Source organism: Streptomyces sp. NPDC017202 (assembly GCF_044331705.1).
Lineage (GTDB): Bacteria > Actinomycetota > Actinomycetes > Streptomycetales > Streptomycetaceae > Streptomyces.
This window is the reverse complement of the sequence record NZ_JBIRNP010000010.1, coordinates 237,258-260,329: the sequence shown is the minus strand read 5'-3', so window position 1 is coordinate 260,329 and position 23,072 is coordinate 237,258. Positions and strand designations below refer to the sequence as shown.

Here is a 23,072-nt window from a genome sequence, read left to right as displayed (position 1 = left end):
CACCTTGAGGATCACCGACTGCGCCACCTCGGGGATCGCCCGGCACACAACCCGCGCGGGGCACCCCAAGGGCCTCCCGCGCGCGAAGGCTCATTCCCCGTCGGTTCCGGGCGGGTGGGGCAGCCGCCCGGCCGCGACCACCCCCTCCAGGTAGCCGCGGGCCCGCTCGGTGCGCGGGTACGCCTCCAGCAGCCGCCAGAAGTCGGGGCCGTGGCCGGGCACCAGCAGATGCGCCAGCTCGTGGAGGAGCACGTAGTCGACGACGTACTCCGGCATGCCCTTGAGGCGGTGCGACAGGCGGATGCTGCCCTCGGCGGGGGTGCACGAGCCCCAGCGGGTGTTCTGGTTGGTGACCCAGCGCACCGTCGCGGGCCGGGCCCGGCCCGCGAAGTACTGGGCCGACAGCCGCTCGGCGCGTTCGGCCAGTTCGGCGTCGCCGGGGGCGCGGCGGCGGCTCTCCTGGGCGGCGAGCTTGTCGAGCATGACGCTCACCCAGCGTTGCTCCTCGGCCTCGGACATCCGGGCGGGGATGAGCACGACGGTGCGATCGCCCTCGCGGTAGGCGGAGACAGTGCGGCGTCGACGGGCGCTCCTGCGCACCTCGATCGCGCTCGCCCATGAGCCGCTCGGCGGCTGGCTCGTCGTGCTGCGCTGCGGCGTTCCGGCGCGGTGCGGTGGGTCGGCGGGCACGCCCCGACGTTACCCGCTGCGCACGGGGGAAGTCCCGGCTCCGGGACGGTCCGGTTTCGATCCCGCGCCTCACTTTTGCCTCGTACGACGGATTTGTACGACGATTCCCGCTCCCTGTGGACAACTTTCGGCGCCCTCCGGCGCCGCCGGGCATGCTGGCAGTCGTCGGCGGAGGCGGGCCGTCCCATGGCCCCGCTCCGCCGGCGTACGGGGAGATTCCGGCTGACGGGGGCCTTCGATGCATCCGATGGTGAAACCCGCGCTGCGGCGCGGCTGGCGTGATCTGAACACCGTGCAGTTCGGGCTGGCCCCGGCGCACGCGCTGACGCTCGGCCCGGTGGACACGGCGACGGGCAGTTTCCTGGACCTGCTGGACGGCACCCGCGGGCTTCCTCTCCTGCGCGAGGAGGGGCGCCGGATGGACCTGCCGGACGGGCACGTGGATCAGTTGGTGCGGCGGCTGGCACGGGCCGGTCTGCTCGACGACGCGCGCGGGGGCGGGGCGGAGGGAGCCGCCCTGCGGGAGAAGAAGGACGTCATGGACCGGCTGCGCCCTGACCTCGCGTCGCTGTCGCTGACCACCTCGGAACCGGGCGAGGCGATCGAGCACCTGGCCGCCAGGCGTCGGCTGCGCGTGCAGGTACGGGGCGCGGGCCGGGTGGGCGCCGTGGTGGCCTCTCTGCTCTCGGGCGCCGGGGTCGGTGAGGTGGACGTGCGCGACGGCGGCGTGGTGGAGCCGGGGGACGTCGCCCCGGGCGGGCTGCCCGCCGAGGCCGTCGGTGAGCGCCGGGACGAGTCCGCCCGTCGTGCGGTGCGCCGGGCCGCACCGGACAGACCACCCCGCAGGAGCACCCGCTCACCGGCCGGGACGGACGTGCCCGGTTTCTCCCTGGTGGTCCTCACCCCGAGGGACGACGTGTCCGTGCACGCTCCGGCTCCGGCCGAGACGGAGTCCTTGATCGCCTCGGGCACACCGCATCTCCACGCCGGAGTGGTGGAGGCGACCGGAGTGGTGGGCCCGCTCGTCCTGCCCGGTGAGACGGCCTGCGCGGGGTGCCTCCACCAGGCGCGCGCCGACCGGGACCCGGCCTGGCCCCGGCTGGTCGCGCAGTGGCACTCCGGGACGCGGCGCGCCGTCCGCGCCTGCGACCTGACGCTGGCCACCACGGTCGCGGGACTGGCGGCGGCCCATGCGCTGGCCTTTCTCGACGGCACGCTCCCCTCCAGCGCGGGCGCCCGCTGGGAGGTGTCCGTACCGGCCCTCCAGTGGCATGCGCGACCGATGTGGGCGCACCCCGCATGCCCGTGCGGGGCGGCGGAGAAAGGTAATGAGGAACACACCTTCTCCGAGGACACGGAGTCGCGCGCGACAATGGCGGAGCAACGGCATTCGAAGGAGTTACGCCGTACGGCAGACGCGGCGCGGCTTTCTGGGACCTGGAGGGCGCATGTCTGATCTTCCCCGGAAGGCGGTCACCCGGACCGCCAAGCTCGCCGCGCTCCCGCTCGGCTTCGCGGGCCGGGCCACCTGGGGCCTGGGCAAGAGAATCGTGGGCGAGTCCGCGGAGATCGTCGGCCGTGAGCTGCAACAGCGCACCGCGGAACAGCTGTTCAAGGTCCTGGGCGAGTTGAAGGGCGGTGCGATGAAGTTCGGGCAGGCCCTGTCCGTCTTCGAGTCCGCCCTGCCCGAGGAGGTCGCCGGTCCCTACCGCGCGGCCCTCACCAAGCTCCAGGAGGCGGCGCCGCCCATGCCGACCCGCACGGTGCACTCCGTGCTCGCGGAGCGGCTCGGCGAGGACTGGTCCGACCTGTTCCTCACGTTCGACGACAAGCCGGCCGCGGCCGCCTCGATCGGCCAGGTGCACCGTGCGGTGTGGCACGACGGGCGGGAGGTGGCGGTCAAGGTCCAGTACCCCGGCGCGGGCGAGGCCCTGCTCTCGGACCTGAATCAACTGAGTCGTTTCGCCAAACTGCTGGGGCCGCTCATCCCCGGCATGGACATCAAGCCGCTGATCACCGAACTGCGGGACCGCGTCTCGGAGGAACTGGACTACGGGCTGGAGGCGCAGGCCCAGCAGGCCCACGCGGAGGAGTTCGTCGACGATCCCGATGTCGTGGTCCCGGCGGTGGTCCACCAGTGCGACCAGGTCCTGGTCACGGAGTGGATCGACGGCGTCCCCCTGTCCGAGGTGATCTCCGCCGGCACCCCCGAGCAGCGCGACCGTGCCGGTCAGCTGCTGTCGCGCTTCCTCTTCTCCGGGCCGGCCCGCACCGGCCTGTTGCACGCCGACCCGCACCCCGGCAACTTCCGTCTCGTGCCCGGTGGCCCGGAGGGTGAGGACGACTGGCGCCTGGGCGTCCTGGACTTCGGCACCGTCGACCGGCTCCCGGGCGGTCTGCCCGAGCCGATCGGCACCTCCCTGCGCATGACCCTCGACGGTGAGGCGGGAGCGGTCTACGAGCTGCTGCGCGAGGAGGGCTTCGTCAAGGAGTCCATCGCGCTGGAGCCCGACGCCGTCCTCGACTACCTCCTGCCGATCATCGAACCGGCGGTGGTCGACGAGTTCACGTTCACACGCGACTGGATGCGCAGTCAGGCGGCCCGGATCGCCGACCCGCGCTCCCCCGCCTATCAGCTGGGCAGGCGGCTCAACCTGCCTCCGGCCTACCTGCTGATCCACCGGGTGACGCTCAGCACGATCGGCGTGCTGTGCCAGCTCGGTGCGACGGTGCGACTGCGGGAGGAACTGGAGGAATGGCTTCCGGGATTCGTCGCCGACGAGGGCCTGGAGGCGGAGGAGTCGGTCGCCGAGGCGTGAGCGGCCGCCGGGGACGGCGGATCGTGCGGCCGAGCCGGCCGCCCCTCGGCCGCGTCGCGGCGTCCGTGGCACGACGCGCCGCGGGGGCCGGTCCGTTCGGACGGACCGGCCCCCGCGTGGAGAGCTTCGCCTTCCCTGTCGGAAGGCCACCGCTTCAGGTGAGAAGTGTCACTGCATCACGGCGATGGCGAGCGCCCGGCGAGCACGCAGCGAGGCGCGCTCGGCCCGACGCTGCATCCGGCGAGCGGTCACCAGGCGCATGGCCCGGCGTTCCTGCTCGGCCGCGTGCAGCCGGTCGCGCATATGCGCACGAGCCAGGGCTTCTGGGATGAGTTGCATCTCGCGGGTCCTGTTCTGACGCGAGTCGTTCGCGCCGGTGGTGGTGACGTCTTGGGTCGCGGAGCCTGCGGGCTCGCTGGTGGACGGCTTCATCGGGGCCTGCTTCTTGGGGTCGTGCGTGACGGGACGGTCGATCGTTCCTGCGATGGTGTTCATGCCGTGACCGGGTTCTTGCGCGGGCGGCCACGCGGCCGCTTCCGGGCGACGACGACACCCTGGACGAACAGCTCGCCACCCCAGACGCCCCAGGGCTCGCGCCGCTCCTTGGCGCCGGCGAGGCAGGCCTCGACCAGCGGGCAGGTGCGGCAGAGGGACTTGGCGTACTCCACGTCCGCGGGCGACTCGGCGAAGAAGACCTCCGGGTCGTAGGAGCGGCACGGGACGGGTACGCCGAGGTTCTCGATGGCGTCGTCGAGCGCGGTGAGCGCCGTGAGCGGGGTCAAGGTGGAGTCCTCCGTGAGGCCGGGCGGGGGGATCGTTTCGGAAGGCGGTACGGACGGGGCGTGCGCTTCGAGTTGCACGGGTCGTCTTCCTCGTCTGGTCGTTTTCCGGCCCTGTTGGGCCGGGAGGCGGCTTGGTACCGGGTTCTTTTCTTGTCCCGAGGCCCCTTCGCTCTGCCGTCCCCGGTCGGGGACAAACAGAAGGGCCGCGGATCCCGGGTGGGGTTCCGCGGCCCTGAAGGCGCCGGCCTGATCGACGATCAGGCTGGATCACTCCAGGGTTCTGGCCCACGGAAGGCCCACATCAGGTGGTGCTGCGTCGTCTGCTTCCGGGCTCCGGCACCGGTCGCCGTAAAGGCATAGGCATTCGCCTGTGCCTTTACTGCCGCTTCCAGTGCCTCGGTCGGTCGCTCGCTGCGGTCGCGGGCAACAAGACCCACGGGGGCAACGGAGGAGGACGCCGACAGGTCGGCACGAATGCCGGACAGACCGGTGCCCAGGTTCGAGGCGGCGAGAATGCACGTGGAGACGTTCGAGCGATCGGTCAGTTTGGTGGTGCTGACGGAGTTGGTCTTGATGCTGATCACTGGAATCGCCTCCTCTCGGCGTCTCGGGGGACCAGGACGAACCGGTCCGACGGATATGCAAGTACAGCACGGAACCGGGGCCTTGGAGAAGGCCTCTGTTCTCGTGCCTAAGAACCTATGGGGATTCCTGGGGCATGCGCAAACTATTTTTCCGACGAGTTCGGATCAGTCGTCGCCGTCCTCCGCCGCCAGGTCCTGGCCTGCGCAGATGGCCAGGACATCGGTTCCGTAGCGGTTGAGCTTGCGGGCGCCGACGCCCGGGATCCGCGCGAGTTCACCCGGTTCCTCGGGGGCGGTCTCGGCAATCGCGATCAGCGTCTTGTCCGTGAAGACGCAGAACGCGGGCTGCCCGGACCGCCGGGCCTGGACCGCGCGCCAGGACCTCAGCCGCTCGTAGAGCCCCTCGTCCATGTCGGAGGGGCAGTCCTCGCAGCGCATCAGCTTCATCTCGCCGCCGTCGGTCAGGGTGCGCCCGCACATCCGGCAACGGGCCGGGGTGCGCTGGGTCCGGCGCGGCCCGACCGCCACGCCCGTGGTCGCGCTCCCGAAACCGCGCTCGACGCCCCCGGCGCCGACCCCGGCGCCGCGCCCGGCCGCGCTGCCCGAGCCGGGGCGCAGCCCGTCGAGGAACCGGCTGGGTCGGCGGTTCGGCCGGCCGCCCGGCGAACGGCAGAGCGCCCAGGAGACGTGGAGGCGCTCACGGGCCCGGGTGACGCCGACGTAGAGCAGGCGACGTTCCTCCTCGACCTGCTCGTCGGTGCGCGCGTAGGTGATCGGCATCATGCCCTCGGCGACGCCGACCAGGAAGACGACGTCCCACTCCAGGCCCTTGGCCGAGTGCAGGGAGGCGAGGGTGACGCCCTGGACCGTCGGGGCGTGCTGGGCGCCCGCGCGCTCGTCGAGTTCGGCGATCAGGTCGGCGAGGGTCGCGTCCGCTCGGGCGGCGGTGAAGTCCTGCGCCAGGTGCACCAGGGCGGCCAGCGACTCCCAGCGCTCCCGGACGGCACCGGAACCGGCCGGCGGCTGGGGCGTCCAGTTCTCGCCGGACAGGACCGCGCGCACCTGGGAGGGCAGGTCGACGACGTCCTCGAGGAGGGCGTCGTTGCCGCCGAAGCGGGCGGCGGCGCGCAGCGCGTTGATCGCCTTGCGTACCTCGGGGCGGTCGAAGAACCGCTCGGCGCCGCGCAGCTGGTAGGGGATACCGGCGTCGGCGAGCGCCTGCTCGTAGGTCTCGGACTGGGCGTTGGTGCGGAACAGGACGGCGATCTCGGCGGGCCGGACGCCGGCGGCCAGCAGCTCGCGGATGCGGCGGGCCGCGCCCTCGGCCTCGGCGGGCTCGTCGGTGTACTCGGCGTAGACGGGTTCGGGTCCCGGTGCACGCTGGGAGATCAGTTCCAGGCGGTGGTCTGCGGCCCGGCCCCGGGCCTGGGCCAGCAGACCGTTGGCGAGGTGGACGACCTGGGGGGTGGAACGGTAGTCGCGGACCAGTTTGACGACGGTGGCCCCCGGGTGGCGGGTGCGGAAGTCGAGAAGGTGGTCGGGGGTGGCGCCGGTGAACGAGTAGATCGTCTGGCTGGCGTCACCGACCACGCACAGGGAGTCCCGGTCGCCGAGCCACAGCTCCAGCAGACGCTGCTGGAGGGGGCTGACGTCCTGGTACTCGTCGACCACGAAGTGCTGGTACTGGGCGCGGACCTGCTCGGCGATGTCCTGCCGGTCCTGGAGGACGGCGACGGTCAGCAGGAGCACGTCCTCGAAGTCGATGACGCCGCGCTCGCGTTTGAGATCCTCGTAGGCCCTGTACAGCTGGGCGATCTCGGCGGGCGCGCGGGGCGTCTCGCGGCCGGCCTTGGCGGCGGCCGCCGCATAGTCGGCGGGGACGGTCTGGGTGACCTTGCACCACTCGATCTCCGCGGTGGTGTCCCGCAGCTCGCCCCGGTCGAGGCGGATACGGCAGGCGGCTGCCGCGTCGGCGACGAGCTGGACCTTGCGGTCGACGAGGCGGGGCAAGGAGCCACCGATCGCTTTCGGCCAGAAATACTGCAGCTGGCGCAGGGCCGCGGAGTGGAAGGTGCGTGCCTGGACGCCCTGGGCGCCGAGCTGGCGCAGCCGCCCGCGCATCTCTCCGGCGGCGCGGTTGGTGAACGTGACGGCGAGGACGCTGGAGGGATGCAGGATGCCGGCGCGCACGCCGTAGGCGATGCGGTGGGTGATCGCCCGCGTCTTGCCGGTACCGGCTCCGGCCAGCACGCACACCGGGCCGTGCAGGGCGGTGGCCACCTCGCGCTGCTCGGGGTCGAGCCCTTCGAGCACCGCGTCGGCCGAGTCCGGTACCTGCGGGAAGAGTGTGGAGTGCGTTGCTGCTGTCACACAGCCATGCTGCCAGGTCACCGGAGACGCGTGAGCCGGTTGTCCACAGGGGGGCACCGGTAGTCGTATCAATGCGGCGAGGGTCACCCTCCGCCGTCCGCACCGCACGGGAATGGTGTGCCGTGCGCGGACGTTCTCCCCCTGCGACCACCTGTTACCCCGGACCCGCCGAAGGAGCACGAGAGACATGCTGGGCACTGTGACGATGTACAGCACCACGTGGTGCGGTTACTGCCAGCGGCTGAAGAAGCAGCTGGACCGCGAGGGCATCGCGTACACCGAGATCAACATCGAGCAGGACCCGGAGTCCGCGGCGTTCGTGGAGAAGGCGAATGGCGGAAACCAGACGGTGCCGACGGTGCTGTTCGCCGACGGTTCGACGCTGACGAACCCCTCGCTGGCACAGGTCAAGCAGAAGATCGGCGCGTAGCCCGCCGGACTCCTCGGCGGTACGGCGAAAGCAGAGAGGGCGGTCCCTGGGTCTCAGGGGCCGCCCTTCCTGCATCCGGTCTCACATGACGTTGCGGGTCGGCAGCGGCTTGCCGTACCAGAGTTCGATCAGGCGGGCCGCGATGGAGATGCCGTAGGGGGGCAGGACCTCGCCGGACTCGAAGGCCGCGCCGAGTTCGTCGCGGGAGAACCAGCGGGCCTCGTGGATCTCGTCACCGTCGACGTCGATGTCGGTGGAGGTGGCGCGGGCCATGAAGCCGAGCATGAGGCTGGACGGGAACGGCCACGGCTGGCTGGCGACGTACTCGACCTGGCCGCCGACGACGACGCCGGCCTCCTCGAAGACCTCCCGGCGCACCGCCTGCTCGATGGACTCGCCGGGCTCGACGAAACCGGCCAGCGTCGAGAAGCGGCCTTCCGGCCAGTGGACCTGGCGGCCGAGCAGGATGCGGTCCTCCTCGTCCGTGACCGCCATGATCACCGCCGGGTCGGTGCGCGGGTAGTGCTCGGCGCCGCAGGCGGGGCAGCGGCGGATGTGGCCGGCGGCGGCGATGACCGTGCGCTCGCCGCAGCGGGAGCAGAAGCGGTGGGTGCGCTGCCAGTTCTCCAGGCCGACCGCGTGCACCATGAGGCCGGCGTCGCGCGGCGACAGCAGCAGTCCGGCCTCGCGCAGGCCCGCGGGGCGGGCGGACTGGTCGATGCGGCCGGGCAGCGCGTCCTTCTGCAGGGCGAAGTAGCTGACGCCGTCGGCGTCGGTGCCCAGGAAGTAGCGGTGGGCCTCGGTGAGCGGGGCCTCGAAGGAGGGCGTCATGACGAGTTCGGTCCGGCCGTCGGACGTCTCGTCGATGAGGACCTGGCCGCCGGAGACGACGAAGCAGCGTGTCGTGGGGTGGCTCCACGCCGCCGCGAGCCAGGCCTCGTCGAGCCGGTGGTGGGCGGCGCGGTCGATGCCGCTCGGGGCGGTGAGCGAGATGGGTCGGTCGGCGTTCTGGTCGGTCCAGGTGGTCACAGGTGCTTCCAACTCCCCCGGTGGAACGGTTGTTTCGGCGGGCGGTTCAGCGGGTCGTGCGGCAGGGGGGCCACCGGGCCGGGTGCGGTGTCACCGTGCGGGGCGGCTTCTCCAGTGTGCCCCGCGCGCGGTGTCGCTCCGGTCCGGGCGGGGTCGTCAGGGCGCATGGCGCCAGGTGTCGGCGAGGTCGCCCCAGAGATAGGCGGTGGTCTCGACGCCCTTCAGCAGAAGGTCCAGCTCCACCTTCTCGTTCGGGGCGTGCCAGCCGTCGGAGGGGACGGAGATGCCCAGGAAGAGCACCGGGGCGCCGAGTACCTCCTGGAGGTCGGCGGCGGGGCCCGAGCCTCCCTCGCGGGTGAAGCGGACGGGGGCTTCGAAGGCGCGGCCCATGGCGCGCACGACGGACTGCAGGGCCGGGTGGTCCAGCGGGGTCAGGCACGGGCGTGTGGCGGGGCGGAACGTGATCTCGTGACGGATGCCGGCGGGCACCTGCTCGTCGGCCCAGGCGCGGACCGCCTTCTCCACGTGGTCGGGGTCCTGTCCCGCGACCAGCCGGAAGGACAGTTTCACGAAGGCGGAGGACGGGACGATCGTCTTGCTGCCGGGGCCCTGGTATCCGCCGCCGATGCCGTTGACCTCGGCGGTGGGGCGGGCCCAGATGCGCTCCAGGGTGGTGTGCCCGGCCTCGCCGTGGGTGGCGTGCGACTTGGCGGTGCGCAGCCAGCGCTCCTCGTCGAAGGGCAGCTCGGCGAAGAGCTCGCGTTCGCGGTCGGTGAGTTCGACGATGCCGTCGTAGAAGCCGGGGACGGTCACGCGTGCGTGCTCGTCGTGCAGGGCGGCGACGAGGCGGGCGGCGGCGGTGGCCGGGTTGGGCACGGCGCCGCCGAAGGAGCCGGAGTGGATGTCCTGGTCGGGGCCGGACAGGCGGATCTCGCACTCGGCGAGCCCGCGCATGCCCGTGCACACCGTCGGGGTGTCCTCGGACCACATGCCGGTGTCGGAGACGATCACGGCGTCGGCGGCGAGCCGCCGGGCGTGTTCCTCGACCAGGGCGCGGAAGTGGGGGGAGCCGGACTCCTCCTCTCCCTCGATCAGCAGCTTGAGGTTGACGGCCGGGGTGGTCCGGCCGGTGGCGGCGAGGTGGGCGCGCACGCCCAGGGTGTGGAAGAAGACCTGGCCCTTGTCGTCGGCCGCCCCGCGCGCGTGGAGACGGTTCCCGCGGACGACCGGCTCGAAGGGGTCGCTGTCCCAGCCGTCCTCGCGGGCGGCGGGCTGCACGTCGTGGTGGCCGTAGACCAGGACGGTGGGTGCCTGCGGGTCGCCGGACGGCCACTCGGCGAAGACGGCGGGCGCGCCGGGCGTCTGCCAGACCTCGGCGGCCGGGAAGCCGGTCTCCCTGAGCTTGGCGGCGAGCCAGTCGGCGCTTCGGCGTACGTCGGGCGCGTGGTCGGGCTGGGCGGAGACCGACGGGATGCGCAGCCACTCGGCGAGGTCGTCGAGGAACGCCGCACGGTGGCGCTCGATGTACGTGCGGACGGCGCTGTCCGGGGTCTGGCTCATGGTCACGAGCCTATCCGGCCGCACCGGCCTCCCGACCGGGCGCTCACGCACGGTTTGCTTTCGCGACCGGTCCCCCGAGACCGTCCTCCGGAGCCTCCTCCCCCGTCAACAGGCGCTCCAGCGCGGCCCGGTCCGGCAGATCCCCGGGCCGTACGACCTCGCCGGTGCGCACGTACACGAACGCCGCTGTGACCGATTCCACGGGCACGCCCTGCTGCTCGGCCCACGCGAGCCGGTAGACGGCGAGCTGGAGCGGGTCGCCGTCGCGTCCCCGGCCGGTCTTCCAGTCGACGATCTCGTACGTCACGCCGTCGTGGCCGAGGACCTCGTAGACGGCGTCGATACGGCCCCGTACGACGCGGCCGCCGAGGGTGAGCTGGACGGGGACCTCGACGCGGCAGGGGGTGCGGTGGGCGTACTCGGTGCGCTCGAAGGCGTCCTTGAGCGCCGCCAGGTCGCGTTCGTCGGCGATCTCCGCGTCCGCACCGGGCAGCTCCTCCGGTTCCAGGAAGGGCAGGGGCAGCTCCTCGAAGCGGGCCTCCACCCACGCGTGGAACCTCGTGCCCCGGCGCGCGGCCGGCTGGGGCGGGCTCGGCATGGGACGTGCGAGCTCCTGGGCGAGCCCGTCGGGGTCGGCGGCCAGGCGCAGCACCTGCGACGCGGTCAGCGTCACCGGCAGGGGCACGTCCGTGACGTTCTGCCGGGCGCGCAGCAGTTCCCCGGTGAGCGCGTCCAGGTCACGGTCCCAGGAGGCGACCGTGCGGGCTTCCTCGGGCGTGAGGCGGGCCGGGCGCCGCTCGGGGGGCGGCGCCTGGTGCGGGACGAGGGGGCGGACGGTGCTCCCCTCGCCGGCGCGGGCCGGGGGCTGGGTGCGGGGGCGGCCGGGGGCGGCCTCCGCGAAGGGATCCGGTTCGCCGTACGGGTCCGGTTCGCCGTACGGGTCCGGTTCGTCGTAGGGGCCTGACTCGTCGTAGGGGTCCGGCCCGCCGTACCTGTCGGATTCGTCGTACGGGTGCGGCTCGTCGTACGGGTCCGGCTCGTCCTCGGTCGGCGGTACGGGCCAGTCGGGGTCGTCGTGGGTCTCGGGTGCGTGTGCGCCCGTCCCGGCCGCGGCGAGGTTCTCCAGGTGGGTGAGGACGGTCTCGGCGGCGGCGCGGCGGCGGACCAGCGCGGCGTCGTCCAGGGGCAGCGGCCAGACCTGGTCTGCGGACGCCCGGTGGAGGACGGGATTCTCCTCGTCCTCCCCGGGTTCGTCGGCCCAGGCCTCGATCTCGCCGTACCCGGCGGCGCAGTGGTCGTGCAGGGCCTGGAGGAAGGCGGAGGGACCGCGGGGCTTCTTCTGGGTGGGCCCCCACCAGTGGCCCGAGCCGAGGAGCAGGGAGCGGGGGCGGGTGAAGGTGACGTAGCCGAGGCGCAGTTCCTCGGTGTGCTGGTGGTCCTTCATGGCCTCGTGGAAGGCCTTCATGCCCCGGGAGTCCCAGGCCTCGACGTCGGGCAGTGTGTCGGCGTCGCCGCGCAGCCCGTGCGGCAGCACCTTGGCCTGGGCGGTCCACTTCTCGCGGCCCTGGCCGCTGGGGAAGGTGCCGGTGACCAGCCCGGGGACGGCGACCACGTCCCACTCCAGGCCCTTGGACCGGTGCGCGGTGAGGACCTTGACGGTGTTCTCCCCGCCGGGCAGGGCGTTGTCCAACCCCTTCTCGTACTGGGCGGCGGTGCGCAGGAAGCCGAGGAAGGCGAGCAGGCTCGCCTCGCTCTCCGCGGCGGCGAAGGCGGCGGCGATGTCGAGGAAGTTCGACAGGGTCTCGCGGCGGCGGGCGGCCAGGGCGTGCGGGGACGCCGACAGTTCGACCTCGAGGCCGGTGACGGCGAGAACGCGGTGCAGGACGTCCATCAGCGGGTCGGCCAGGGAGCGGCGCAGGTCGCGCAGTTCCGCCGCGAGCCGGGCGAAGCGCACGCGCGCGTCCGGCGAGAAGGGCAGTCCGTCGTCGGTTCCCTCCAGGGCTGCCTCCAGGAAGGTGTCCAGGGCGTCCGCGAGGGATATCACCTCGGAGGGGTCGACGCCCTCGACCGCCTCGGCGAGCCGCCGGTCCGGGTCGTCGCCGTCGCCGTCGCGCGTGCGGGACACGAGCAGCCGCGCGCGCCGCCCCAGCAGGGCGAGGTCACGGGGGCCGATGCGCCAGCGCGGGCCGGTGAGCAGGCGGACCAGGGCGGCGTTGGCGCCGGGGTCCTGGAGGACTTCGCAGACGGCGACGAGGTCGGCGACCTCGGGCAGGTGCAGCAGGCCCGAGAGGCCCACCACCTCGACGGGTACGTCACGGGCGACCAGGGCACCCTGGATTTCGGCGAAGTCGGTGGCCGTACGGCACAGGACGGCGATCTTGCCGGGCGCCTTGCCGGTGTTCACCAGGTGCGCAATGGAGTCGGCGATCCAGTCGATCTCCTCGGCGTGGGTGGTCAGGAGCGCGCAGCGGACCATTCCGTCGCGTTCGGCGCCGGGGGCGGGGCGCAGCGCCTCCACACCCGCGTGCATGGCGCGCAGCGGTTCGGCCAGGCCGTTGGCGAGGTCGAGGAGGAGGCCGCCGCTGCGGCGGTTCTCGCTGAGCGCCTGCCGGGTCGCGGGGCTGCCGTCGGCGAGGGCGAAGTGCTCGGGGAAGTCGTCGAGGTTGGCGACGGACGCGCCGCGCCAGCCGTAGATCGCCTGGCAGGGGTCGCCGACCGCGGTGACGGGGTGGCCGGTTCCGTCGCCGAAGAGGCCGGCCAGGAGGGTGCGCTGGGCCACGGAGGTGTCCTGGTACTCGTCCAGGAGCACCACGCGGAACTCGTCGCGCAGGACGCGCCCCACCTCGGGGATCCGGGCGAGCCGGGCGGAGAGGGCGATCTGGTCGCCGAAGTCGAGCAGGTCGCGCTCGCGCTTGGCGGCCCGGTAGCGCAGCACCAGCTCGGCGAGTTCGCGCCGGGCGGCGGCGGTCTCGGGCACCTTGCGCAGGTCGGCGTTGCTGAGTTTGGTGCCCTCCAGGGTGCGCAGCAGACCGGAGTCCCACGCGAGCAGGTCCTCCGGGCGGACCAGGTGCTCGGACAGCTCGGAGTCGAGGGCGAGCAGGTCGCTGACCAGGTCGGCGAAGGAACGGGTGAGTGCCGGGTAGGGGCCGGGTGCCTCGCGCAGCACGCGTGCGGCGAGTTGGTAGCGGGTGGCGTCGGCGAGCAGCCGGGATGTCGGTTCCAGGCCGATGCGCAGGCCGTGGTCGGTCAGCAGGCGGCCCGCGAAGGAGTGGTACGTGGAGATCACCGGTTCGCCCGGCGGGTTGTCCGGGTCGATGACGTCGGGGTCGGTGACGCCGGCCCTGACCAGGGCCTTGCGGACGCGCTCGGCGAGCTCGCCGGCGGCCTTGTTGGTGAAGGTCAGGCCGAGGACCTGCTCGGGGGCGACCTGGCCGGTGCCGACCAGCCACAGCACGCGCGCGGCCATCACCGTCGTCTTGCCCGATCCGGCTCCGGCCACGATCACCTGCGGGGCGGGCGGTGCGGTGATGCAGGCCGTCTGCTCCGGGGTGAAGGGGATCCCGAGGAGCTCCTTGAGCTGCTCGGGATCGGTGATACGGGCGGGCATGGGGAGAGGCTAATGGCGGCCACCGACAGTCGATGACAAAACGCCTGCCGCGGCACAGGACGTGCAGGTCAGGAGGGCTGGTGCGGTCCGTCACACCAGTCTCCCCGTGCTGCGGCGCGCGCCGCGCCGCGCGTGCCGCTTCCGCGCCGTGGTCCGCCGGCGGGCTCACTCCACCACGTGGCGTCCCTCGGGCCGGGCGCTGCACGAGGCGCGGAAGGCACAGTGCGTGCAGTGCTGGCCGGCGGTGGGCGTGAACCGTTCGTCGAGGACCTTGCCGGCCGCGGTGGCCAGCAGCTCACCGACCCACTCGCCCTCGAGCGGCTCCTGCGCCTGCACCTTGGGCAGGGTCTCGCCACCGTCCCGCTTGGCGGCACCCTGGCGCAACTGCACGAGTTCGGCGCCGCCCGGCTCGGGGCGGGCGCCGTCGAAGGCCTCGTCGACGGCGCCTTCGCGGACGGCGAGCTGGTACACGGCGAGCTGCGGATGCCGCTCCACCTCGCGCGCGGTGGGTGCCTGTTTGCCGGTCTTGAAGTCGACGACGTAGGCACGGCCGTCGCCGTCGGCCTCGACGCGGTCCATCTGGCCGCGGATGCGGACCTCGTACTCGCCCGCCTCCAGGGTGACGTCGAAGTCGTGCTCGCTCGCGACGGGCGTGCGGCCGGCGCGGTCCATGACGTGCCACTTCAGGAACCGTTCGAGCGCCATGCGCGCGTGTTGCTTCTCCTGCGCCGACTTCCAGGGCGCGTCGAAGGCGAGCGCGTTCCACACGGAGTCGAGGCGCTCGGTGAGAACGGCGAGGTCGGCCGGGGTGTGTCCGGAGGCGACCTCGTCGGCGAGGACGTGCACCACGTTGCCGAAGCCCTGGGCGACCGTGGCGGGGGCGTCGGCCTTCACCTCCCGGCCCAGGAACCACTGGAGGGCGCAGGTGTTGGCGAGTTGGTCGAGGGCGCTGCCGGAGAGCACGACGGGCCGGTCGCGGTCGCGCAGCGGCACCTTGCTCTCGGTCGGCTCGAACATGCCCCACCAGCGGTAGGGGTGCGCCGACGGCACCAGGGGCCGGCCGTCCTCGTCGGCCAGGGCGGCCAGGCGTGCGAGGCGCCGCGCCGCGGCTTCCCTGAGCGGCTCCGAGACGCGCGGGTCGACCGTGGTGGCACGTAGTTCCGCGACCAGCGCGGCGACCGACAGGGGGCGGCGCGGGCGGCCCGTGACGTCCTTGGGCTCGACGCCGAGTTCGGTGAGGAAGCGGGAGGGCTGGTCGCCGTCGTCCGCGGGCGCCTTGACCGCCGTGACGACGAGCCGGTCACGCGCGCGTGTGGCGGCCACGTAGAACAGGCGGCGCTCCTCCGCGAGCAGGGCGCCCGGCGTGAGTGGTTCGGCGAGTCCGTCGCGGCCGATGCGGTCGGCCTCCAGCAGGGAGCCGCGGCGGCGCAGGTCGGGCCACAGCCCCTCCTGCACGCCCGCGACGACGACCAGGCTCCACTCCAGTCCCTTGGCGCGGTGCGCGGTCATCAGACGTACGGCGTCGGGGCGCGCCGCGCGCCGGGTGAGGGTGTCGGCGGCGATGTCCTCGGCCTCGATCTCGGCCAGGAAGTTCAGCGCGCCGCGCCCGCCGGTGCGCTCCTCCGCGCGTGCGGCGGTGGCGAACAGCGCGCATACGGCGTCCAGGTCGCGGTCGGCGTTGCGGCCGGCCGCGCCGCCGCGGCGGGCGGACCGTTCCAGGCGCGCGGGCCAGGGCGTGCCCTCCCACAGGTCCCAGAGCGCCTCCTCGGCCGTGCCGCCGCCCGCGAGGCGTTCCCTGGCCCTTTTCAACAGCGCGCCCAGCCGCTGGGCACCGCGCGCGTACACGGGGTCGTGCACGGCCAGGCGCTCCGGTTCGGCGAGGGCACGCGTGAGCAGTTCGTCCGACGGCGGCGGCAGAGGGTTGCCCGCGGCCCGTTCCTCGTCCCGCAGGGCACGTCCGAGGCGACGCAGGTCGGCGGCGTCCATGCTCGCGAGGGGGGAGGTGAGCAGGGTGAGGGCGGTCTCGGTGTCGAGCCAGCAGGCGTCCGGTGCGGCTGGCCCGGCGACGGCGGTGTCGACGTCGGTTGCCTCCAGGCCGGATGGGTCAGGGCCGGGTGCCTCCAGGCCGGATGGGTCAGGGCCGGGTGCCTCCAGGCCGGATGGGTCAGGGCCGGATGGGTCAGGGCCGGGTGCGTCTGTTCCTTCCGCGTCGACGGGCGCCTCACCGTCGACGCGGAGTGCCTCACCGCCCGCGGGTCCGCCGTCCTCTCCCGGGCCGCTCTCCCCCGGCCCGTCGGGCCGCACCGGGCCCGAGGCCGCCTCCGCCGTGGCCACCGCGCGCAGTGCCGTCAGCAGGGGGGCCACCGCGGGCTCGTGGCGCAGGGGCAGGTCGTCGCCGTCGATGTCGAGGGGGACGCCCGCGGCTGTCAGGGCACGGCGGACCGTGGGAATCGTGCGGGAGCCGGCCCGCACCAGGACGGCCATCTCGCCCCAGGGCACGCCGTCCTCCAGGTGCGCCCGGCGCAGGATGTCGGCGATGTTGTCGAGCTCGGTGCCGGATGTCGGGTACGTGTAGACCTCGACACGACCGCCCTCGCGCGTGGGGGCGAGGTCCCGGTGGGCGCGGACCTTCTCCGCCGGAAGCCGGGTGAGGGGCATGCGCTGGGTCACGAGGCGGGTGGCGGCCAGCACCGCGGCCGCGGAGCGGCGGGAGGTGCGCAGGACCTCGACGGGGGCCGGGTGCCCGTCGTGGCGCGGGAAGGTGCCCGGGAACTCCAGGATGCCGTTCACGTCGGCGCCCCGGAAGGCGTAGATCGACTGGTCCGGGTCTCCGAAGGCGACCAGGGTGCGGCCGCCGCCCGCGAGGGCGTGCAGCAGCCGTACCTGGGCGGGGTCGGTGTCCTGGTACTCGTCGACGTAGACGGCGTCGTACTGCGCGGCGAGCCGCCGGGCGATCTCGGGGCGGTGGGCGAGCAGGACGGCGCGGTGGACGAGTTCGGCGTAGTCGATCACGCCGTGCAGGTCGAGGACGTCGAGGTACTCGGCGAGGAAGGAGGCCGCGGCCCGCCAGTCGGGGCGGCCGATGCGGCCGGCGAAGGCGTCCAGGGCGTCGGGGCCGAGGCCCAGTTCGCGGCTGCGGGCGAGCACCGCCCGGACCTCGTCGGCGAACCCGCGCGTGGTGAGGCAGGCGCGGAGGTCGTCGGGCCAGCGCACGTGCGCGAGGCCCCGCCGCTGGAGTGCGATCTGGCCGGCGAGCAGCTCGCGGACGGCCACGTCCTGTTCGGGGCCGGAGAGCAGCCGCAGCGGTTCGGCGAACAGGTCGCTGTCCTGTTCGGCGCGGACCAGGGCGTAGCAGTACGAGTGGAAGGTGGTGGCGCGGGGCGCCCGGGCGGCGCCCATGCGCAGCGCCATCCGGTCGCGCAGTTCGACGGCCGCCTTGCGGCTGAAGGTCAGTACGAGGACGCGCGCGGGGTCGCCGCCGCGCGCCACGCGGGCCGCGACCGACTCGACGAGCGTGGTGGTCTTCCCGGTGCCCGGACCCGCGAGGACCAGCAGTGGGCCGCTGGTGTGGTCAACCACGGAGCGCTGTGCGGCGTCCAGACGAGGGGGATCCACCCGCACCGGCCGGGTCCGGACCAGCCGATACGCGCCACGGCTCCCCTGCCGTCCCTGGGGGTGCGGCAGGCGCCTGGTGGAGGAAGAGGAGCTCACGTGGTTCGCCGGTCCTGGTGGGTGTGCAGATCGTCACGTCCGGCGCGGGGCGCCGTCGCGAGGGGTTCGTGGTGGGACGGGTGCCGCCCGGGGCGGGCGGTGGTCCCGGGATGAGGGCGACGCGTGCGGCCGACGCTACGCCGACGGGCGGGTCGGAAGGACGGCTTCCGCTTCTTCCCTCAGGGCCCGTGCGACCCGCAGGCCACCCGGGTCCCTCGCCCATCGAACGTACGCCATGTCACGGGCGTGCCCCGTTTCCCCCGTACGGGCCACAAGCTCCCCTCGGGCGGGGTCGATGGCGGAAGCTGTCAGGTGTGACCCTCCGCACGCTCACCGCCGTCCCACCTCGCCCGTCTCATGTCCAGGCGCGGCAGATGCCCCTCGGCGGCCCGGCTCGCCCCCTTCAGGGGCGTGCCCTCCGCGCGGTACCGGTCGAGGGCCCGCAGTTCGTGGCCCGGCAGCAGCACCCCGTCGGCGCGCACGACGCGCCACCAGGGGACGGCTCCGCCGTAGAGGGCCATCACCCGGCCCACCTGGCGCGGGCCGCCCTCCTCGAGCCATTCGGCCACGTCGCCGTAGGTCATGACCCGCCCGCGCGGGATCAGCTCCGCGACCTCGAGGACGCGCTCGGCGTACTCCGGCAGCGCGTCGCCGGCGTGGTCCGGTGGCGTGTCACCGGTGTGCTCCGGGCGGGCGGCGTCCGGAAGGCTCTGCTCGCTCATCCGCCCCATCCTGCACCACCCCACCGACAGTGCGACGGGTCGAGAACTCCGTGTGACCCTCGCCCCACGGCGGCGCTTCGGGCAGACTGTGCGCCCCGCCTCCGCACCCTGATGCCCCCGTGTGTCGGTGCGGCATGCCACCATCGTGCGGGCGGTGACCGGTGATACGAGACCAAGAAGAGACGATGAAGCAGCAGGGTGTGCATCCCGAGGACGCGGAGGGCACCTCTGACGCTGCGTCGCGCCCGGACACCGCCGGCCCGGCGGGAGAGGACGAGGACCTGGTCGAGGTGACGCACATCGACGAGGTCGAGGGCGACGAACCGCTCCTCCCCGCGCGCGTGCACCGCCCCTCCGACCTCATGCGGCTGCTGGTCGGCGTACTGGCCGTCGTCGTCCTGCTGGGCGTCGCCGCCTTCGCGCACGGAACGACCTCGGGCCTGGAACAGGACATCAACAAGGGCACCGGACAGGCGCCCGACCTCCTCATCAAGATCGCGGGACTGGCGTCCAGCATCGCGATCCTGCTGGTGCCCGTGGCGTTCGCGATCGAGCGGCTCATCAAGCGGGACGGGCTGCGGATCGCCGACGGCGTGCTCGCGGCGGTCCTCGCCCACGGAGTGACACTCGCCACCGACCTGTGGGTGGCCAAGGGCGCCCCGGACTCGATCCAGGAGGCGCTCACCCAGCCCTCCCCGGGCGACATCCACGCCCTCACCGACCCCGTCCACGGCTACCTGGCGCCCGTGATCGCCTACATGACGGCCGTCGGCATGTCACGGCGTCCCCGCTGGCGCGCGGTGCTGTGGATCGTGCTGATGCTCGACGCGTTCTCGATGCTCGTCACCGGCTACACGACACCGTTCTCGATCATCCTGACGGTGCTGATCGGCTGGACCGTCGCGTACGGCACGCTGTACGCGGTCGGCTCGCCCAATGTCCGGCCCACGGGACGGACGCTGATGGCGGGCCTGCGGCACGTCGGCTTCCGCCCGGTGAGCGCAGCGCGCCAGGAGGTCCCGGAGACCCCGGAGACCGGCGACCGCGGCCGGCGCTACTTCGTCACGTTGGAGGACGGCCCACCGCTGGACGTCACCGTGGTGGACCGCGAGCAGCAGGCGCAGGGCTTCTTCTACCGCGCGTGGCGCAATCTGACCCTGCGCGGCTTCGCCACCCGCAGCAGCCTCCAGTCGCTGCGCCAGGCGCTGGAACAGGAGGCGCTGCTGGCCTACGCGGCGATCGCGGCGGGAGCCAACGCGCCGAAGCTGATCGCGACGTCCGAGCTGGGCCCCGACGCCGTGATGCTCGTCTACGAGCACACCGGGGGCCGCACCCTGGACTCACTGGCCGACGAGGAGATCACCGACGCGTTGCTGCACGACACCTGGCACCAGGTGCGCGCCCTGCAGTCCCGTCGCATCGCGCATCGCAGGCTCGTCGGCGACGCGATACTGGTGGATCGTTCCGGCACGGTGATCCTCACCGACATGCGCGTCGGCGAGATCGCGGCCGGCGATCTGCTGCTGCGCATGGACACCTCGCAACTGCTGGTGACGCTCGGCCTGCGGGTGGGCGCCGAGCGCGCGGTGGCCTCCGCGGTGAGCGTGCTCGGCCCCGACGCCGTCGCCGACTGCCTGCCGATGCTCCAGCCCATCGCGCTGAGCCGCTCCACGCGCGCGACACTGCGCAGGCTCGCCCGGGAGCGGGCACAGCGCGAGCGGGACGCCGTCCTGGAAGCCTCCCGGCAGGCCAAGCAGGCCCGCCACGAGGCGGCCGGACACGAGGCCGGGCCGCCCGCGGGCAAGGTCGAGAAGAAGGCCGTACGCGCGGAGACACGGGCCGAGAAGCGGGCCATCGACGAGGCGCTGGAGGAGGCCCGCGAGGAGGACCTGCTCACCCAGATCCGGCACGAGGTGCTGCGCATCCGCCCCCAGGCGCCGGTCGAGCCCGCCCGCCTCGAGCGGGTGCGGCCGCGCACGCTGATCAGTTTCATCGCCGGCGCGATCGGCGCGTACTTCCTCCTGACGCAGCTCACCCACATCAAGTTCGGCCCGCTCATCGCCAACGCCGAGTGGGGCTGGGTCGCCGCGGCCGTGCTGTTCTCGGCGGCGAGCTATGTGGCGGCCGCGATGAGCCTGCTGGGTTTCGTGCCGGAGCGGGTGCCGTTCCCGCGTACGGTGGCCGCGCAGGTGGCCGGGTCCTTCGTGAAGATCGTCGCGCCGCCCGCGGTCGGCGGGGTCGCCCTCAACACGCGGTTCCTCCAGCGCGCGGGGGTGCGGCCGGGACTGGCGGTGGCGAGCGTCGGTGCCTCGCAGTTGTTCGGGCTGGGCTGCCACATCCTGATGCTGCTGTCGTTCGGCTATCTGACGGGCACCGAGAAGACGCCGTCCTTGTCGCCGTCCCGGACCGTCATCGCGGGTCTGCTGACGGTGGCGGTGCTGGTTCTCGTGGTGACCTCGGTGCCGTTCCTGCGGAAGTTCGTCGTCACGCGCGTGAGGTCGCTGTTCGCGGGCGTCGTGCCGCGCATGCTGGACGTGCTCCAGCGGCCGCAGAAGCTGGTGACCGGCATCGGCGGCATGCTGTTGCTGACGGCCTGCTTCGTGATGTGCCTGGACGCGTCGATCCGCGCCTTCGGCGACGAGACGACCTCGATCAGCATCGCCAGCGTCGCAGTCGTCTTCCTCGCCGGCAACGCCCTCGGTTCCGCCGCCCCGACGCCGGGCGGTGTCGGCGCGGTGGAGGCGACCCTGACGGTCGGTCTGATCGCCGTCGGCCTGCCCAAGGAGGTCGCCGCCCCCGCGGTCCTGCTGTTCCGGCTGCTGACGCTGTGGCTGCCGGTGCTGCCGGGCTGGCTGGCCTTCACCCAGCTCACCCGCAAGGGCGCCCTCTAGGGCCTCTCGTTTGGATCATGCCGGGCTCGCGGGGCCTGGCGCCGTCCCTGATCCGGCCTGATCCAAACGAAAGACCCTAGCCGTTTTCCCGAAGCCCGGCCCGTCCTGCGGGCAGACGACGCCGCTTTCGGAACACGCCCCTGCCCCGGGAACGGCGTTACCTCGTACGGACCGTGCCCCGCGCGCGGAGGCGGGCACGACCCCAGGATGGGATCGTGCCGAACCCCTCCCGCCCGCGCGCCGCCGTGCTCACCGCCACCGCCGTGCTGTTGTCCTCCCTGGTGGCGGGGTGCGGCGGTGACTCCCGCGACGAGGATCTGACGGCGCAGAAGCTGAGCTGGAAGGACTGCCCCGCACCGTCCCCGTCCGAGGGCGGGGGCAACGCACCGTCGCCGCTGCCGGACGGCGACGAGTGGGAGTGCGCGACCATGCGGGCGCCCCTGGACTGGAACGATCCCGGGGGCGACACGATCGGCGTCGCGCTGATCAGGGCGCGGGCGAGCGGTGCCGAGAACCGGCGGATCGGCTCCCTGCTGTTCAACTTCGGCGGGCCCGGCGGCTCCGGGGTCACCACCCTGCCCGCGTTCGGCGAGGAGTACGCGACCCTGCGCACCCGCTACGACCTGGTGAGCTTCGACCCGCGCGGGGTGGGCCGCAGCGCGGGCGTGCGCTGCGAGAACGACCAGCAGCTCGATGCCCACCTCCAGCAGGACATGACTCCCGACGACGCCGCCGAACGCGGCACGCTCCTGGACAGCACCAAGAAGTTCAACGCGGCCTGTGCGAAGAAGTCGAAGAGGATGCTGCCGCACGTGCGCACCACCGACGCGGCCCGCGACATGGACCTCATGCGCCAGGTCCTCGGTGACGACAGGCTGCACTACTTCGGCATCTCCTACGGCACCGAACTCGGCGGCGTCTACGCCCACCTGTTCCCGAAGAACCTGGGCCGTGCCGTCTTCGACGCGGTCGTCGACCCGACACGGACACCCGAGCAGAGCGCGCTCGGGCAGGCCAGGGGTTTCCAGCTCGCACTCGACAACTACGCCGAGGACTGCACGTCGAGAACGGAGGACTGCCCCGTCGGGAACACCCCGCAGGACGTCGAGGACCGGATCGCGGCCCTGCTGAAGAGCTTGGACGGCAAGCCGATCCCCGGTGTCTTCCCGCGCGAACTGACACAGACCGCCGCGACCAACGGCATCGCGCAGTCGCTGTACTCGAAGGACTTCTGGGAGTACCTCACCGAGGGCCTGGACCAGGCCTACGACGGCGACGGCAGGATCCTCATGCTGCTGTCCGACTCCATGAACGGCCGCAACGAGAACGGCGAGTACAGCAACCTCATCGCCGCCAACGTCTCCGTGAACTGCGCCGACGACAAGCCGCGCTACTCCGTCGCCCAGGTGGAGCGCAGGCTTCCGGAGTTCCGGGCGGCCTCCCCCGTCTTCGGGGACTTCCTGGCCTGGGGCATGGTCGGCTGCACCGACTGGGCCGTGCCGGGCGCCGCCGACCGTCCCGACGTGAGCGCGGCCGGCTCCGCACCGATCCTCGTCGTGGGCAACACGGGCGATCCGGCCACCCCGTACGAGGGCGCGCGCAGGATGGTGGACGCCCTCGGCAAGGGCGTCGGGGTGGAGCTGACGTACAGGGGGCAGGGACACGGCGCATACGACAGCAAGAACACCTGTGTGCGGGCGGCGGTGGACGGCTACCTGCTGAACGGGAGGGCACCGACCGCCGGGACGGTCTGCTCCTGACCCCTCGAACTCGACAAACATGCAGGTCAAACGGTTATCCACAGGCCTGACGGGGTGCGCGGCGATCCGCCTACTATGGCCTGACAGCCGTCCGCCACCGGTGCGGACGGTTCCGCG

Annotated in this window: 15 protein-coding genes; 5 read left to right on the top strand and 10 right to left on the bottom strand. The window is 73.0% G+C overall.

Features of this window, described 5'->3' with window-relative positions; translation table 11 throughout:
• Positions 1-90: 90 nt before the first annotated feature.
• Complete coding sequence (locus ACH4N1_RS21410) at positions 91-690, bottom strand: M48 family metallopeptidase (protein WP_398099112.1); 600 nt, start codon at positions 688-690, stop codon at positions 91-93.
• Positions 691-928: 238 nt separating this feature from the next.
• Here ACH4N1_RS21410 and ACH4N1_RS21405 point away from each other — a divergent pair, with 238 nt between their 5' ends.
• Positions 929-2,146 carry a TOMM precursor leader peptide-binding protein gene (locus ACH4N1_RS21405; protein ID WP_398099110.1) on the top strand — a complete coding sequence of 406 codons (1,218 nt, stop codon included), beginning with the start codon at positions 929-931 and terminating at the stop codon, positions 2,144-2,146.
• Positions 2,139-3,509 carry an ABC1 kinase family protein gene (locus ACH4N1_RS21400; RefSeq protein ID WP_398099108.1) on the top strand — a complete coding sequence of 457 codons (1,371 nt, stop codon included), beginning with the start codon at positions 2,139-2,141 and terminating at the stop codon, positions 3,507-3,509. Before ACH4N1_RS21405 ends, ACH4N1_RS21400 begins: the two co-directional genes overlap by 8 nt.
• A 168-nt stretch (positions 3,510-3,677) precedes the next feature.
• On the opposite strand, the gene ACH4N1_RS21395 is transcribed toward ACH4N1_RS21400, so the two are convergent.
• From ACH4N1_RS21395 to ACH4N1_RS21380, 4 genes are all read right to left on the bottom strand, one after another.
• A complete protein-coding gene (locus ACH4N1_RS21395; RefSeq protein ID WP_398099106.1) occupies positions 3,678-4,004 on the bottom strand; it encodes a hypothetical protein in 327 nt (108 codons plus the stop codon).
• The gene (locus ACH4N1_RS21390) at positions 4,001-4,369 is read right to left on the bottom strand and encodes a WhiB family transcriptional regulator (RefSeq protein ID WP_030038270.1); all 369 of its coding nucleotides are present in this window, start codon (positions 4,367-4,369) and stop codon (positions 4,001-4,003) included. Before ACH4N1_RS21390 ends, ACH4N1_RS21395 begins: the two co-directional genes overlap by 4 nt.
• A gap of 179 nt (positions 4,370-4,548) precedes the next feature.
• Complete coding sequence (locus tag ACH4N1_RS21385; RefSeq protein WP_398099105.1) at positions 4,549-4,875, bottom strand: hypothetical protein; 327 nt, start codon at positions 4,873-4,875, stop codon at positions 4,549-4,551.
• A gap of 165 nt (positions 4,876-5,040) precedes the next feature.
• A complete protein-coding gene (locus tag ACH4N1_RS21380; RefSeq protein WP_398099103.1) occupies positions 5,041-7,245 on the bottom strand; it encodes an ATP-dependent DNA helicase UvrD2 in 2,205 nt (734 codons plus the stop codon).
• 187 nt (positions 7,246-7,432) lie between these two features.
• Here ACH4N1_RS21380 and ACH4N1_RS21375 point away from each other — a divergent pair, with 187 nt between their 5' ends.
• Positions 7,433-7,675, top strand: coding sequence for a mycoredoxin (locus ACH4N1_RS21375; RefSeq protein WP_382784432.1), 243 nt, complete (start codon positions 7,433-7,435; stop codon positions 7,673-7,675).
• Positions 7,676-7,756: 81 nt separating this feature from the next.
• Here the strand turns inward: ACH4N1_RS21375 and nudC are convergent, their stop codons facing one another.
• The 5 genes from nudC to ACH4N1_RS21350 form a co-directional block, all read right to left on the bottom strand.
• On the bottom strand, positions 7,757-8,704 hold the full coding sequence (gene nudC / locus ACH4N1_RS21370) for an NAD(+) diphosphatase (protein ID WP_398099101.1): 948 nt from the start codon (positions 8,702-8,704) through the stop codon (positions 7,757-7,759).
• Positions 8,705-8,860: 156 nt separating this feature from the next.
• Positions 8,861-10,264 (bottom strand): dipeptidase, encoded by a 1,404-nt coding sequence (locus ACH4N1_RS21365; protein WP_398099099.1) that lies wholly within the window; start codon positions 10,262-10,264, stop codon positions 8,861-8,863.
• A gap of 43 nt (positions 10,265-10,307) precedes the next feature.
• The gene (locus ACH4N1_RS21360; protein ID WP_398099097.1) at positions 10,308-13,871 is read right to left on the bottom strand and encodes a UvrD-helicase domain-containing protein; all 3,564 of its coding nucleotides are present in this window, start codon (positions 13,869-13,871) and stop codon (positions 10,308-10,310) included.
• 165 nt (positions 13,872-14,036) lie between these two features.
• Positions 14,037-17,582 carry an ATP-dependent helicase gene (locus ACH4N1_RS21355; protein ID WP_398099095.1) on the bottom strand — a complete coding sequence of 1,182 codons (3,546 nt, stop codon included), beginning with the start codon at positions 17,580-17,582 and terminating at the stop codon, positions 14,037-14,039.
• Between the two features lie 308 nt (positions 17,583-17,890).
• Positions 17,891-18,304 carry an MGMT family protein gene (locus tag ACH4N1_RS21350; protein ID WP_398099093.1) on the bottom strand — a complete coding sequence of 138 codons (414 nt, stop codon included), beginning with the start codon at positions 18,302-18,304 and terminating at the stop codon, positions 17,891-17,893.
• A 185-nt stretch (positions 18,305-18,489) separates the two neighbouring features.
• Between ACH4N1_RS21350 and ACH4N1_RS21345 the strand changes: the two genes are divergently transcribed.
• Both ACH4N1_RS21345 and ACH4N1_RS21340 read left to right on the top strand, forming a co-directional pair.
• Positions 18,490-21,195, top strand: a complete 2,706-nt coding sequence (locus ACH4N1_RS21345; protein ID WP_398099092.1) for a lysylphosphatidylglycerol synthase domain-containing protein — start codon at positions 18,490-18,492, stop codon at positions 21,193-21,195.
• A 215-nt stretch (positions 21,196-21,410) separates the two neighbouring features.
• Positions 21,411-22,955 (top strand): alpha/beta hydrolase, encoded by a 1,545-nt coding sequence (locus ACH4N1_RS21340; protein WP_398099090.1) that lies wholly within the window; start codon positions 21,411-21,413, stop codon positions 22,953-22,955.
• Positions 22,956-23,072 lie beyond the last annotated feature (117 nt).